Origin of the sequence: Rhodoferax sp. U2-2l, assembly GCF_020594515.1 — a bacterium.
Classification (GTDB): Bacteria; Pseudomonadota; Gammaproteobacteria; order Burkholderiales; family Burkholderiaceae_C; genus Rhodoferax.
Genome location: NZ_JAJCTH010000008.1, coordinates 20,761 through 33,370, shown reverse-complemented (window position 1 = coordinate 33,370; position 12,610 = coordinate 20,761). Strand labels below are relative to the sequence as shown.

General features: G+C 63.9%; 13 protein-coding genes. 5 read left to right on the top strand and 8 right to left on the bottom strand.

Features of this window, described 5'->3' with window-relative positions; genetic code table 11:
- The first annotated feature begins 14 nt into the window (after nt 1–14).
- From LHU53_RS08920 to LHU53_RS08905, 4 genes are all read left to right on the top strand, one after another.
- Nucleotides 15–290, top strand: coding sequence for a cytochrome C oxidase subunit IV family protein (locus LHU53_RS08920; protein WP_227332296.1), 276 nt, complete (start codon nt 15–17; stop codon nt 288–290).
- A gap of 49 nt (nt 291–339) precedes the next feature.
- A complete protein-coding gene (locus LHU53_RS08915; protein WP_227332295.1) occupies nt 340–804 on the top strand; it encodes a hemerythrin domain-containing protein in 465 nt (154 codons plus the stop codon).
- A 111-nt stretch (nt 805–915) separates the two neighbouring features.
- Nucleotides 916–1,839: a UDP-3-O-acyl-N-acetylglucosamine deacetylase gene (lpxC, locus tag LHU53_RS08910; protein WP_227332294.1), complete on the top strand. Its 924-nt coding sequence runs from the start codon at nt 916–918 to the stop codon at nt 1,837–1,839.
- Nucleotides 1,840–1,856: 17 nt separating this feature from the next.
- Entirely contained in the window at nt 1,857–2,033 is a 177-nt protein-coding gene (locus LHU53_RS08905; RefSeq protein ID WP_227332293.1) for a hypothetical protein, read from the top strand.
- A gap of 59 nt (nt 2,034–2,092) precedes the next feature.
- Here LHU53_RS08905 and ruvC read toward each other — a convergent pair whose 3' ends face one another.
- The 7 genes from ruvC to LHU53_RS08870 are packed head-to-tail and all read right to left on the bottom strand — an operon-like array spanning nt 2,093 to nt 8,955.
- Entirely contained in the window at nt 2,093–2,653 is a 561-nt protein-coding gene (gene ruvC / locus LHU53_RS08900) for a crossover junction endodeoxyribonuclease RuvC (RefSeq protein ID WP_227332292.1), read from the bottom strand.
- A 24-nt stretch (nt 2,654–2,677) separates the two neighbouring features.
- Nucleotides 2,678–3,676: a phosphatidate cytidylyltransferase gene (locus tag LHU53_RS08895; RefSeq protein ID WP_227332291.1), complete on the bottom strand. Its 999-nt coding sequence runs from the start codon at nt 3,674–3,676 to the stop codon at nt 2,678–2,680.
- Nucleotides 3,677–3,687: 11 nt separating this feature from the next.
- The gene (locus LHU53_RS08890) at nt 3,688–4,320 is read right to left on the bottom strand and encodes a 1-acyl-sn-glycerol-3-phosphate acyltransferase (protein WP_227332290.1); all 633 of its coding nucleotides are present in this window, start codon (nt 4,318–4,320) and stop codon (nt 3,688–3,690) included.
- A gap of 34 nt (nt 4,321–4,354) precedes the next feature.
- Nucleotides 4,355–5,143: a transglycosylase domain-containing protein gene (locus LHU53_RS08885; protein WP_227332289.1), complete on the bottom strand. Its 789-nt coding sequence runs from the start codon at nt 5,141–5,143 to the stop codon at nt 4,355–4,357.
- A 6-nt stretch (nt 5,144–5,149) separates the two neighbouring features.
- On the bottom strand, nt 5,150–5,986 hold the full coding sequence (aroE, locus tag LHU53_RS08880; RefSeq protein ID WP_370632261.1) for a shikimate dehydrogenase: 837 nt from the start codon (nt 5,984–5,986) through the stop codon (nt 5,150–5,152).
- 33 nt (nt 5,987–6,019) lie between these two features.
- On the bottom strand, nt 6,020–6,871 hold the full coding sequence (locus LHU53_RS08875; protein WP_227332418.1) for an energy transducer TonB: 852 nt from the start codon (nt 6,869–6,871) through the stop codon (nt 6,020–6,022).
- Nucleotides 6,872–6,873: 2 nt separating this feature from the next.
- Nucleotides 6,874–8,955 carry a ribonuclease catalytic domain-containing protein gene (locus LHU53_RS08870; RefSeq protein WP_227332287.1) on the bottom strand — a complete coding sequence of 694 codons (2,082 nt, stop codon included), beginning with the start codon at nt 8,953–8,955 and terminating at the stop codon, nt 6,874–6,876.
- 587 nt (nt 8,956–9,542) lie between these two features.
- Here LHU53_RS08870 and LHU53_RS08865 point away from each other — a divergent pair.
- Nucleotides 9,543–10,130 carry a hypothetical protein gene (locus LHU53_RS08865; RefSeq protein ID WP_227332286.1) on the top strand — a complete coding sequence of 196 codons (588 nt, stop codon included), beginning with the start codon at nt 9,543–9,545 and terminating at the stop codon, nt 10,128–10,130.
- A gap of 7 nt (nt 10,131–10,137) precedes the next feature.
- On the opposite strand, the gene LHU53_RS08860 is transcribed toward LHU53_RS08865, so the two are convergent.
- Nucleotides 10,138–12,579, bottom strand: a complete 2,442-nt coding sequence (locus tag LHU53_RS08860; protein WP_227332285.1) for a Lon protease family protein — start codon at nt 12,577–12,579, stop codon at nt 10,138–10,140.
- Nucleotides 12,580–12,610 lie beyond the last annotated feature (31 nt).

Genomic DNA, 12,610 nt, shown 5'->3' with positions numbered 1-12,610 from the left:
GGAAGGACTGGCCCGTGACCCTGCGTTTTTTTTCGGTGAATCGAATCTGGGCGATGCTGCTTGTGGCCACCGCCATCACCTGGTGGCTGGGCGAGTCAGGGCAGGTAGGCCGAGGTGGCATGCTGCCGGTGCTGGCCATCTTTGCCCTGGCTGTGTTCAAGGGTGTCTGGGTGATGAACGACTTCATGGAACTTCGCCACGCCCCGGTAGGGTGGCGCCGCCTGATGCTGGGTTGGCTGATCACGGTGACCAGCCTGATCCTGCTGGCCTACTGGCTTGGCCTGGGTTAGCACCGCTGCGACGGCATCCCCTGTTTTTTTCTTTGATGGACTTCACGCCATGACCCAGACACTCCCCACCACTGCCCCAGACCTGATGGATTACATCCTGAGTGAATTCCATGAGAAGCACCGGCAGGACCTGCCCGCGTTGATCGCGCTGGCCCAACAGTTGCCTGCCGGCCCGGAGGGCACCCGCTTTGCCGACGAGCTGCAGGCCCTGATGGTGGAGCTGGAGGCGCACATGTTCAAGGAAGAAATGCGCCTGTTCCCCATGATGGCGCAGGGCGGCAACACGTTGATCGGGCTGCTCATCGACGACATGATGCAAGAGCATGCCCGCCATAGCCTGGACACCGCTGGCATGACCGCCCGCTTGAACGCCCTGGTCGTGCCACCGGCCCAGCAAACCACGCTGGCCGCTGTGAAAGCGGGCTGGCAAGCCTTTTTGGCCGAGTTGGCCAAGCATGTGGCGGCAGAGGATGAGGCGCTGTTTTTGATGTTCACGCCGCCCGCAGGCGCCTGAGCCGCGCCGGTTTGCGGGGGCTGAAGGCGCTTGCCCGGCCCGTCGGGTGGTCTGAGTCCACACACCGCACGGGCGATCTCGCGGTGACCATGGAAAAAGTAAAATCGCCGCGTGCTCAAACAACGAACCCTCAAAACCCTGACCCGCGCCGTGGGCGTGGGCCTGCACAGCGGCCAGCGGGTGGAAATCACCCTGCGCCCGGCGCAGCCTGACACCGGCATCGTCTTTCGCCGGGTGGATTTGCCACAGCCGGTGGACATTCCGGTCTCCGCCCTGGCGGTGACCGACACCCGCATGGCCTCCACCATCTCGCACGGCCAGGCCAAGGTGCACACGGTGGAGCACCTGATGTCGGCCTGCGCGGGTTTGGGCGTGGACAACCTGTATGTGGACATCACCGCCGAAGAGGTGCCGATTCTGGACGGCTCGGCGTCGTCGTTCGTGTTTTTGCTGCAAAGCGCGGGCATCGAGATGCAAAACGCCCCCCGGCGTTTTGTCCGCTTGCTCAAGCCGGTGGAGGTGCGCCAGGGCGAAGGTGCCAACGTCAAGTGGGCCCGGCTGGCGCCCTACCACGGCTACCAGCTCAGTTTCGAGATCGAGTTCAGCCACCCGGCGGTGGACTCGACCGGCCAGCGCGTGGTGTTTGACATGAGCACCGGCTCCTACACCAAGGACATTGCCCGCGCCCGCACCTTTGGCTTCACCAAAGACGTGGAGATGATGCGCGCCAACGGTCTGGCGCTGGGCGGTGGTATGGACAACGCCATCGTCATGGACGACTACAAGGTGCTCAACGCCGGTGGCCTGCGGTATGACGACGAATTCGTCAAACACAAAATTCTCGACGCCATGGGCGACCTGTACCTGCTGGGCAAACCGCTGCTGGCCGCCTACAGCGCGTTTCGCTCCGGCCACGCGATGAACAACCTGCTGCTGCGCGAGCTGCTCAACCACCCCGACGCCTGGGATGTGGTCACCTTCGACAACGACAAGCTGGCGCCGCAGGGTTTTGCGCAACTGGCGCGCGCCTGGTAGGACTGGCGCCCCCTGCCATGTTGCTGGCTCGATGGATCATCCTCATGCTGCTGCTGGGCGCGGTGGCCTGTTTTGTGTTTTACATCGGCACTGGGCAGGCGCGGTACAAGCAATGGGGTCTGAAAATCATCAAGTGGACGGTGCTGGCCGCGCTGACTTTTTTTGCGGTGCTGATTCTGGAGCGGCTGGCCTAAGCTGACTGGGCTGCGCCACGCACCACAAGCAGCCACATCGTGCGGCTTGGGCCAGACAGTCAGCGGCTGCGCCCGCCTTTGTAAGCCGCCTTTTGCGTCTGGTTCTGCGCGCCACCCACGCCTTTGGCCTGCGCCAGCCGGGCAATCGACGTGGCCGCGTGGGCGTGGGTGATGGCCAGGCCCAGCGCGTCGGCGGCGTCCGGCCCGGGCAGGCCCGGCAGCACCAGCAGACGCCGCACCATCTCCTGAATTTGCGTTTTGTCGGCCCGGCCGTAGCCCACCACCGCCTGTTTCATCTGCAGCGCGGTGTATTCGGCCACCGGCAAATCTGCCGACACCAGCGCCGTGATCACCGCACCGCGCGCCTGGCCCAGCAGCAGGGTGGACTGCGGGTTGACGTTGACAAACACGATCTCGACCGAGGCGGCATCGGGCTCATACCGCGCCACCACCTCGCGGATACCGTCAAACAACACCTTCAGGCGCGCGGGCAACTGGTCTTTTTCGATGTGGATGGTGCTGATGGTGCCGCTGGCCACATAGGTCAGGTTGGCACCGTCCACATCCACCACGCCAAAACCGGTGGTGCGCAGGCCGGGGTCAATGCCGAGGATTCTCATGGCAGGCAGGTCGGCATCATGTCGTTAAAGCCCAAAATACCATCGCACGGAATAAAAGAACACCGGCGCCGCAAAACACAGGGCGTCAATGCGGTCGAGCATGCCGCCCGCGCCGGTGACACTTTTGTCCCGCCCTTGCCACATCGGGATGCCCCGGTCGCGTTTGAGCGCCTTCATCACCAGATGCCCCATGGTCCCGGCGGCGCAGGCAATGAAGGCCAGCGAAAACGCCTGCCCTGCCGCAAACGGGGTGATGCCGGTCAGCAGCGCCCCCAGCACACTGCCCGAGACCATGCCTGACCACCAGGCGCGCCAGGTGAAGCTCTGGCTGATCAGGGGCACCGAGGGGCGTTTGCCCAGCTCGATCAGGCGGCGCGACACCAGATGCTGGACCAGCATGCAAGTTTGCACCACCAGCACCAGGAACAGCACCAGAAACGCGTCTTTCGAGTCGTAGCCGGGGAACTTGAGCAGCAGCAGGGCCGGCACATGGCTCATGCCGTAGATGCAGACCATGATGCCCCATTGCAGCTTGGCATTGCGCTCCAGAAACTGCTGCGGGTCGTTGGCCAGAGCGCTGGCCACCGGCAGCGCCAGAAACACATACACCGGGATGAACACCACAAACAGGTTGAACTGCGCCGTGCCCACCAGCCAGTACTGCATCGGCAAAATGACAAAAAACGCCAGCACCAGGCTGCGGTGGTCGCCGTGGCGGGTGGGTGACAGCGTCAAGAACTCGCGCAGCGCAAAAAACGAGCCCACGCCAAACAGCACCAGGCGGGAGGTGTCGCCCGCCATCCAGGCCACCCAGAACACCAAAAACAGCAGCGAACTGGTTTTCAGCAGCTGCGTCAGGTTGTCCATCTCGTCGAGGTGGCGCGCTTGCCGATCCGGGTCGTCATGTTCGCGCATCGAGCGCAGAAAAATCACCAGCCCGGCCAGCAGCAACATGCCAAACAGGATGACAAACAAGGCCCCGATCTGCTGGGTGGAAGGCATGTTTCGCAGGGCTTGGTACATGGGGCTGCCCCTCAAACGTGGCGCAAGGCGATCACGGCGGCGCGGGCGCGCTGCAAAAACGCGTGGCAGTCTTCGCCGTCCAGCACCTGCATCGGCGCGCCAAAGGTGACCGAGCACAGCACCGGCACCGGCACCACCTCGCCCTTGGGCATGACGCGCTGCACGTTGTTGATCCAGGTCGGCACCAGCTCCACGTCGGGGAACTGGCGCGCCAGGTTGTACAAGCCCGCCTTGAAGGCCTGGGGTTCATCGGCAAAACCGCGCGTGCCTTCCGGGAACAGGATCAGCGAATCGCCCCCGCGCAGCGCGTCCACCAGAGGCCCCAGCGGGTCTTCGTCGGCTTGGCGGGTGCGCGAGACATAGATCACGTTGAACACCGCGGTGGTCAGCCACAACCGAAACGGCGTCTTGCCCCAGTAGTCCCGCGCGGCCACGGCGCGGGTGCGGCGGCGCAACTCTTTGGGCAGGGCGGCCCAGATCATCACCAGGTCGGCGTGGCTTTGGTGGTTGGCAAAGTAGATGCGCTGCAAGGCCTTGGGCGGGCAGCCCCACCAGCGCGCCTGCGAACCGGTCAGGATGCGGATCAACCCGAGCAGGAAATAACTCACCACGGCGGCTGCCCAGTCGAGCAACAAGGGCTTCATGGCTGACTCCGTGCCCAGGTGGTGTGGCCGTGCGTCATGGCAGCTCGGCGCTTTCCAACCGTCGCGCGATGACCGACGCGCGAGCGGCCACATAGCTGGAGTTGGGCAGTTTTTCGAAATACTTGGGCCGCGGCAGCATCACGGCCAGCCGCGCCGCTTCATAGGTGCTGAGTTTGCTGGCCGGTTTGCGGAAGTAACGCTGCGCCGCCGCTTCGGCGCCAAACACGCCTTCACCCCACTCCACGTTGTTGAGGTAAATCTCCAGAATGCGCTGTTTGTCCAGCAGCGCCTCCAGCAGCAGGGTCAGCACAAACTCCTGGCCCTTGCGCATCAGCGTGCGCTCGCCGGACAGGAACAGGTTTTTGGCCAGCTGCTGGGTGATGGTGGAGCCACCGATCACCTTGGGCGCCTTCACGGGCTTGGGCTGCGAGGCGGCGGCCTTGGCCGGGTTTTTGGCCGCCGCTTTGGCTTGGGCGCGCTCGGCCAGCGCCAGGGCCTGGGCGGCGCGTTCCTCGGCCTTGGCGTTTTTCTCCCAGGCTTTTTCCAGCGCGTCCCAGTCCACGCCGTCGTGGTTGGCAAAGCCGTCGTCCTCGCTGGCAATCACCGCACGTTTGAGGTTGCTGGACAACTGTTCGTAGGGCACCCATTGCTGGCGCCAGGGCAGGCTGCCGGTGTCCACCACCAGCCGCCAGGCCTCGGAGCGCTGGAACGCGGTGCTTTGCGGGTCGATCACCACCATGGCTGCGATGCGCGCGACAAAATACAGCTGCAGCAGCACGCCCGCTGCCATCACCAGCACAACCCAGCGCCAGACGGTTCTCATGGTGGCTCAGCCCGCCAGTTTGGCCCGCAATTCACCCAGCACCTGACCGGCCGGTGGCATGACGCCACGCCAGATGTAAAACGCCTCGGCGGCCTGGCCCACCAGCATGCCCAGCCCGTCCCGCGGCACCGCACCGTGGGCGCGCGCCCAGTCCATGAAGGGCCGGGCCCCGGGGCCGTACATCATGTCGTAGGCCAGGGCACCGGGTTTGAGCACCCGGGCAGTCACCGGCACGCCATGGCCGCCCAGGCTGCTGGCGGTGCCGTTGATGACGATGTCGAAGGCGCCGTCCAGGTGTTTGAGGTCATGGGCTTGCAGCTCGACGTTTTGCAAGGCCGCCAGGCTCTGGTGGCGCGCGGTCAGCAGCTCGGCCCGGTGCAGCGTGCGGTTGGCCACGCTGATGTGGGCGGGCTGGGCGTTGATCAGCGGGCCCAGCACACCGGCGGCGGCACCCCCGGCGCCCATCAACAGCACGCGTTGGCCCTTGAGCGGTACCCCGGCGTTTTGCTCGATGTCGTCCACCAGGCCCAGGCCATCGGTGTTGTCGGCGGTGATCTTGCCGCCCGAGAACGTCAGGATGTTGCAGGCCTGCGCCAACAAGCCGCGCTCGCTGGTGTGGGTGGCCAGCTCGGCGGCCTCAAACTTGAACGGCACGGTGATGTTGCAGCCGTGGCCACCCTCATCAAAGAAGGCTTGCACGCTGGCCGCAAAGTGGTCCAGCGGTATCTCGCGCTTGGTGTACAAAATGTCTTGCCCGGTGAGTTCGGCAAAACGGGTGTGGATCCAGGGTGACTGGCTGTGGGCCACCGGGTGGCCCATGACGCAGTAGAGGTCGGTGCTCATAAACAAGTGTCTTTCTTGGCTGGCCCAACACGCTCAGGGTGCATTGAGCCGGGTTTGCAGCGTGTCGTCACGGGTGAATTTGAAACGCGATACCACGGCAATCTGGTCAGCCTGGCGGCGCATCTCGCGGTTGAACGCGCCAAACGGCCCGGCGCCTTTGGCAATCGCCTGGGCGCGGCGGTCCAGCAGCGCATTGCCCGAGCTTTGCACCACTTCGGTGGCGATCACCCGGCCGTCATGGTTGACGGTGACGATCATGGTGAGTTCGCCATACAGCTTGTGGCCGTTGGCTTCGGGGAAATTGTCGGTGCCCTTGTCTTCGATGGCGCGGCGCAGGCGGTCGTAATAGATGGCGTAGACGGCCTCGCGTGTGGCCGGGCTGATGTAGCGCTTTTTCGGGCGCTCGTTTTCCATCTGGATGCGCCGCTCAATCTCAGCCAGCAGCTCAATGAGCTGGCGGCGCTTTTCTTCGCGTTGGACCTCATCGGGATTGAGCTTTTTTTGCAGCGGATCGGTCGGCGGCATGGCGGCCAGTGCGGACTTGACCTTGGAGAGCATCACCTTTTGCTGCTCCTGCATCTCGCGCACCTGGCGCTCGCGTTCTTGTTCGCTCACCTCACCTTGCATCGACACCATCGCATGGGGCAGCGGGCTGGTGGCGCGGCCCTTGTCGAGGTTACCGCCGCCGGCCATGTTGGCCTGGGCGATGGCGCGCGCCTTGGTGGGTTTTTCGTCGGTTTTGGCGTTGACCAGAATCACTTCCAGCGGGGTGTCTTCAAACACCCGGTTGAAGACCTCGGGGTCGACAAAACGCACCGTCAGCAAGGCCGCATGCACGGCCACGGACACGCCCAGGGCGATTTGAAGGGTGCTGAAAGACCGCAGGTTCACGGCGCGGGATTATCGCCGGGGGCGGTGGTGCCGGGTGCCGCATCGCCCTCGCTGAGGTCCACCGCAATGGCGATGGGGCCGGCCAGCGTGTCGTCGTCCGACTCGTCGTCCAGCGCTTGCTGGGCGGCGCCGCCCTTGTCGTCCTCGCCACCGTCGAGCCGCTGGGTGACCGTGCCATGGATGTCCAGCGACACCTCGTCAATGTCGCCCAGGCGCACCAGCACCCGCGCACCGCGCGGCAAGCTCTGGGCACCAGCCACCGGCAGCACCAGCGGCAGGTGGTCGGCGCGCACCAGGTTGTCCTTGAACAGGGTCGCCTCTACTTCGGTGATGCCTTGCTGCTGCACGTATTTCAGAATCCAGAAACGCTCCATGGCGTTCTGGAAGCCGTGGTAGGCCGCGTAGGTCGCGTCAAAGCTGGAGATGATGGCAAACAGGTCCACGTCCTTGGGTTTGAACGGCGCCGCCAGCGCGGCGGTTTTGCCGTGGCGGGCGCAGGCGATGATCTGCCACTGGTTGACCAGGTCGGTGTAACGGCGTAACGGCGAGCTGCTCCAGGCGTAACTTTTGACACCCAGGCCGGCGTGCGGCAGGGCTTTGGTGCCCATGCGCACTTTCACGCCCGGCGCCATGCTGGCCTGGCTGCGGTAAATGCCGGGTACACCCAGCTCGGCCAGCCAGCTGCCCCAGCTGCTGTTGGCCAGGATCATCGCCTCGGAGACGATCAAATCCAGCGGCGCGCCGCGCTGGCGCACGCTGATCTCGACCTGCTCATCGCCCTGGGGCTCGGCACCGTCGTTACCGACCAGCCGGTAGTTGTAATCGGGCCGGCTGAAGTTCTCGGGTTTGCCGCGCACGACTTCGCGTTTGGCTTTCAGGTCCAGTGCCAGGCGGTACAAAAAGGCCAAGCTGTCGCGCTGGTGGGCCAGCGGCGGCGGGTCAATGCCATGGTCAAAGCCGGGGTTTTGCAGCCACTCGGTGGTGACCACCGCATCGAGCTGGTCATGCCGCAGGTTGGCGCCAATGTGCACCCGCTCCAGCCGGGTTTCGCTGCTCTTGATGGCCAGCGTGGCTTCATCCAGCGTGACATACAGCGACACCGCCGGGCAGGCCTGCCCCTCCATCAGGGTGTAGGCCTGCACCACCTCGTCGGGCAACATGGTGATCTTGTAGCCCGGCATGTACATGGTGGACAGGCGGGCGCGGCCCAGCTGGTCGATGGCGCTGCCCGGTGAAATGGCCAGCCCCGGCGCGGCAATGTGGATGCCCAGCAGCACGGTGCCGGTGCCCAGGCCTTGCACCGAGAGCGCGTCGTCGATCTCGGTGGTGGCCGAGTCGTCGATGGAAAACGCCTGCGCGCTGGAGAGCGGCAGGTCCTCGGTGATCTGCGGCGCGTCGAGCTTCGGGAAACCAGTGCCCTTGGGGAAGTTTTCCAGCAAAAACCGCCGCCAGTGGAACTGGTAGGGCGAGTCGATGGCGCCGGCCTTGATCAATAGCTCCAGCGGGCCCAGGTGGGTGGCGCGGGAGGCCTCCACCACTGCCTTGTATTCAGGCGCGTTTTTGTCGGGCTTGAACAAAATTTTGTACAACTGGTCGCGGATCGGCTGCGGGCAGGTGCCTGCGCTCAAGTCTTTGACCCAGGCCTCAATCTGCAGGGCGATCTGTTTTTTCTTCTCGATGGCGGCCAGCGCCTGCGCCAGGATGTCTTGCGAGGCCTTGCGAAAACGCCCTTTGCCCGCGCGGCGGAAGTAGTGCGGTGCCTCAAACAGCGCCAGCAGCATGCCCGCCTGTTCACTCAAGGAGGCCTGCTCCGAGAAATAGTCGCGGGCCAGCTCGGCAAAACCAAAGTCGTCCTCGGGGGCGAACTCCCAGGCCATGTCCAGCTCGATGCCACTGGCTACCGTGTGGGCGGCTGCCATCAGCTGGGCCGGTTCGGGTTTGTCAAACCTCAGCAGAATGTTGGTCGCCTTGACCTTGACACGTTTGCCGCTGTCGAGCTCCACCTGCGCGGAGGCGTCGGTCTCCGAGAGCGCCCGGCCGGCCAGGAATTTGCCGGTTTCTTCAAATAATAAGTACATGCGCCGGATTGTCCCATGGGCGCTTGACGCGGCCTTGGGGGCTGGGTGTGATTCAAATTGCGTGGTATCTCTTGTGTTCAAGATGCCTCATGTCAAACCCAGCCCGGCGACTGGGTGATGCGCATGCGGTTTCGGGGTGAAATCACGCGCGAGACTGAGGGCACAGTACGCCCGCTACTGTGGGCGCGCGCCTTTCACCCCGAAGCCCGGTCGCATCACCCAATCACCGTGCTTGGCGCTGTCTGGGTCCGAATTTCGGCTATCAACAAATCACATCAACTCGCGCCAGGAACACCACAGGCAAGATTTGACTTTCCCCTGCCAGCGTACCAAAAACGCTCGCAGAATCAGTCGGGTGATGCGCTTTGCGTAGGTAAAGGAGGAGACCGCGTAGCGGGCGGGGGACACGTAGCAAAGCGCATCACCCGGCTGATTCAACCACCATCGTGGTATCAGCCTGCTCTCAATAGACGCATCTGAGGTCAACATCACATTGAATCGCACCCCGCGGGACGCACGCCATGGTGCGTGCCTGTATATTGCCTATGCCGTTTTCCACCATGTCACCCGACCATACAGGGAGTTTTATGAACGATCGGATCAGCCAGCTGTTGGCGCAAATGGCCGCCCTGGAGGCGGAGCTGGTCGCCGCCATCCATGAGCAGCAGAGCCGGATGTTTTTCGAGATCAAGGGCAAACGGGTGGAGTTCGAGAGCTCGGTCAAGGCCGCGCACCGCCAGCTGAAGATGAATTTTTTCCGCTGGCTGGTCAGTTTCCGTCCGCAAAATCTGATCACCGGGCCGATCATTTACGGCATGATTTTTCCGCTGCTGTTGCTGGACCTGTGTGTCAGCTTTTACCAGTGGAGCTGTTTTCCGATCTATGGCATCACCAAGGTGCGCCGCTCAGATTACCTGGTGTTTGACCGCGGCCAGCTGCATTACCTGAACTTCATCGAGAAATTTCACTGCACCTACTGCGAATACGGCAACGGCTTGATGGGCTACATGCGCGAGATTCTGGCGCGCACCGAGGCCTATTTCTGTCCCATCAAACACGCCAAAAAGGTCATGGGCACCCACGCCCGCTACAACCGGTTTCTCGACTATGGCGACGCCACTGATTACGAGGCGCGGCTGGAAGCCATTCGCCAGTCGCTGGGCAAGCTGAAATAAGCCGTGGCTAAAACCGTGGTGTACGACCTGCGTTGAGCTTGCGTGGGCGGCGTTCGGGCGGGTGGGATTCCAGCCCCTCGCACGCCTGGCGGTACTTTTGCAGTGTTTTCTGCGCCAGCCCGAGCACGCTGTCAGGCGGGTAAGCCCCCGCCTCGCGGCTGCCAAAGCGCACACCTGTCAATAGCTCCATGCCTTCGCTCGCGCTGTGGGCGGTGTAGATGTGAAAGCGCCCTTGCGCCACGGCCTCGACCACGCGCGGCTCCAGCATCAGGTGGTGCTGGTTGCGGGCGGGAATCAGCACCCCGTGCGCACCATCGAGGCCGAGCAGTTCGCAGCCTTTGAACCACCCCTCGATCTTTTCGTTGATGCCGCCCACCGGCAGCATCTCACCGTGCTGGTTGAGCGCGCCGGTGACGGCAACCGACTGCTTGACTGGCAGGCCCGACAGGCTGGAGAGCAGCGCGTAAAACTCGGCGCACGAGGCTGAGTCGCCTTCCACACCGCTGTACTCCTGCTCAAACACCACCGCCGCATTCATCGCCAGTGGGGCGATGTGGGCAAACAGGCTGGAGAGGTAGCTGTGCAGGATCAGCACACCCTTGTCGTGGATCGGGCCTGAGAGCTCCACCTCGCGCTCGATGTTGAGCAGGCCTTCTTCGCCTGCATGGGTGTGGGCCGTGACCCGTACCGGAAAACCAAACTCGTAGTCGCCCAGGTCAATCACCGTCAGCCCGTTGACTTGCGCCACCTTGGCGCCGGTCACGTCCAGCAGGCGCTCACCGTCCAGAATGGTTTCTTGCAGGCGCTGCTCGGGGTAGTTGTGGCGGTGGATGCGGGCTTGTCGGGCGGTCTGCATGTCCTGTGCATCCACCAGCGGTGCGCCACGGGCACGCGCCAGGCTGGCGGCTTCCATCACCAGCGCCTCGGCCTGGGCAAAGATGGCGCTCTGGCGCGTCTGATCTTCCGCCGCGCGGTGGGTTTCTTCCACCAGTGCCGCTACGGCGGCGGGGTTCAGGTGCGTCAGTCCCAGGCGCTGGCAGGTGTGGGCGGCAAAGATGGCGGTGGCCTGCATCGATTCGGCGCTGGCGCGAAAACTCTCAACCACGTCTACCTTGCAGCGAAAGCGCCGGGCAAACTCGGGGTCGCCTTCTTGCACCGCGTAATACTCATCGACTGAGGCGATCAGGATGATCTTGACATCCACCTCCACCGGTTCGGGTTCCAGCGCCACGGCAGCCATCGGCGCATACATCACGCCAGGCTCTTCAATCTGCACCCGGCCACTGCGCAAAAAGCGGTGCAGCTTGTCCCACACCGGCTCGTCGCTGAGCAGGTCGCGCAGGTGCAGCATCAGAAAACCACCGTGCGCCCGCACCAGGCTGCCCGCGCGGATGCGGGAAAAGTCGGTGGTCAAGGTACTGTCTTCGGCCTCGTACTCGATGCTGCCAAACAGGCTGCGGATCTGCGGGTTGTCCTCAAACATCACCGGCGCGCCCTGCAGCGCGTGGTTGTCCACCACCACATTCACCCGAAAGCGCGACAGCAGCGACACCAGCGCCTCCAGGCGCACGTCTTCGTCCTCGCAGGGCGCAAACAGTTCCAGGTTCTCCAGCACATCGTGTTGCACCTGATCCAGGTATTGCCCGAGCTTCACCGAGTCCTTGATCTGCTTGCGCAGCGCGCCACGAATGGGCTGGATCTGTTCTTCCAGCCAGGGCTTGACCGTGCGCCTGCGCAAGCTGGCCAGCGCGTCGGCCAACTGGCGTTTGAGGGCGTTGGTGTGGGTCAGATAGCGGCCGATTTCCACGCGCAAGGCTTCTTCGTCGGCATCGATGTGCATGCGCTGCTCGGGGGTGAGCGCCAGCGCCTTGCCCGAGGTGACGGGCTCACCCTGTGCGTCTTTCAGGGTGAACACCATGTTGCCCTGCTCGCGCATCAGGGCAAAGTTGCGCGCGGCGCCAAAGGCGCTCAGGTCGGCATAGGCGCGGTCCTCCTCAAGCTGTGATGCTTTTTCAAGGCGATCACTTTGGGCCCTGAAGCCCGGGTCAGCCAGCCGCTTGGGGATGTCGGACTGCAGGGTTTTGGCCAGTTGTCCCATCAGCTGGCGCAGCAATTTGCCCTCGCCGCTGGGCAGGCGCAGGGCGCGCGGGTGCTCCGGTGCATCAAAGTTGTGCAGGTAACACAGGTCGGGCGGCACCGGGCGGCGCCGGGCTTCGTCCTGCATCATCTGGCGCAGCAGGGTGCTGCGGCCGCTGCCCACCTCGCCCAGCACAAACAGGTTGTAGTCACGCTGCGCCATCGTCAGCCCAAAACGCGCGGCGGCTTCGGCGCGCTCCTGGCCAATCCAGGGCAGGCTCAGGTGCACCAGCTCGGCGGTGCTGGCAAAGTCAAACGCGGCTGGGTTGATGGTGCGGCGCAGGTCGCCGGGCTTCAGGGTCTGCAGGGGCATGGCGTACTCGTTGTGGGTGGGCGCAGCGCGA

Bases quoted from the DNA above. Each gene is read 5' to 3' on its own strand.
- LHU53_RS08890 (WP_227332290.1), bottom strand. From the start codon at position 4,320: ATGAAGCCCTTGTTGCTCGACTGGGCAGCCGCCGTGGTGAGTTATTTC.
- LHU53_RS08885 (WP_227332289.1), bottom strand. From the start codon at position 5,143: ATGAGAACCGTCTGGCGCTGGGTTGTGCTGGTGATGGCAGCGGGCGTG.
- LHU53_RS08860 (WP_227332285.1), bottom strand. From the start codon at position 12,579: ATGCCCCTGCAGACCCTGAAGCCCGGCGACCTGCGCCGCACCATCAAC.
- ruvC (WP_227332292.1), bottom strand. From the start codon at position 2,653: ATGAGAATCCTCGGCATTGACCCCGGCCTGCGCACCACCGGTTTTGGC.
- LHU53_RS08895 (WP_227332291.1), bottom strand. From the start codon at position 3,676: ATGTACCAAGCCCTGCGAAACATGCCTTCCACCCAGCAGATCGGGGCC.
- LHU53_RS08870 (WP_227332287.1), bottom strand. From the start codon at position 8,955: ATGTACTTATTATTTGAAGAAACCGGCAAATTCCTGGCCGGCCGGGCG.
- LHU53_RS08905 (WP_227332293.1), top strand. From the start codon at position 1,857: ATGTTGCTGGCTCGATGGATCATCCTCATGCTGCTGCTGGGCGCGGTG.
- LHU53_RS08915 (WP_227332295.1), top strand. From the start codon at position 340: ATGACCCAGACACTCCCCACCACTGCCCCAGACCTGATGGATTACATC.
- aroE (WP_370632261.1), bottom strand. From the start codon at position 5,986: ATGAGCACCGACCTCTACTGCGTCATGGGCCACCCGGTGGCCCACAGC.
- LHU53_RS08865 (WP_227332286.1), top strand. From the start codon at position 9,543: ATGAACGATCGGATCAGCCAGCTGTTGGCGCAAATGGCCGCCCTGGAG.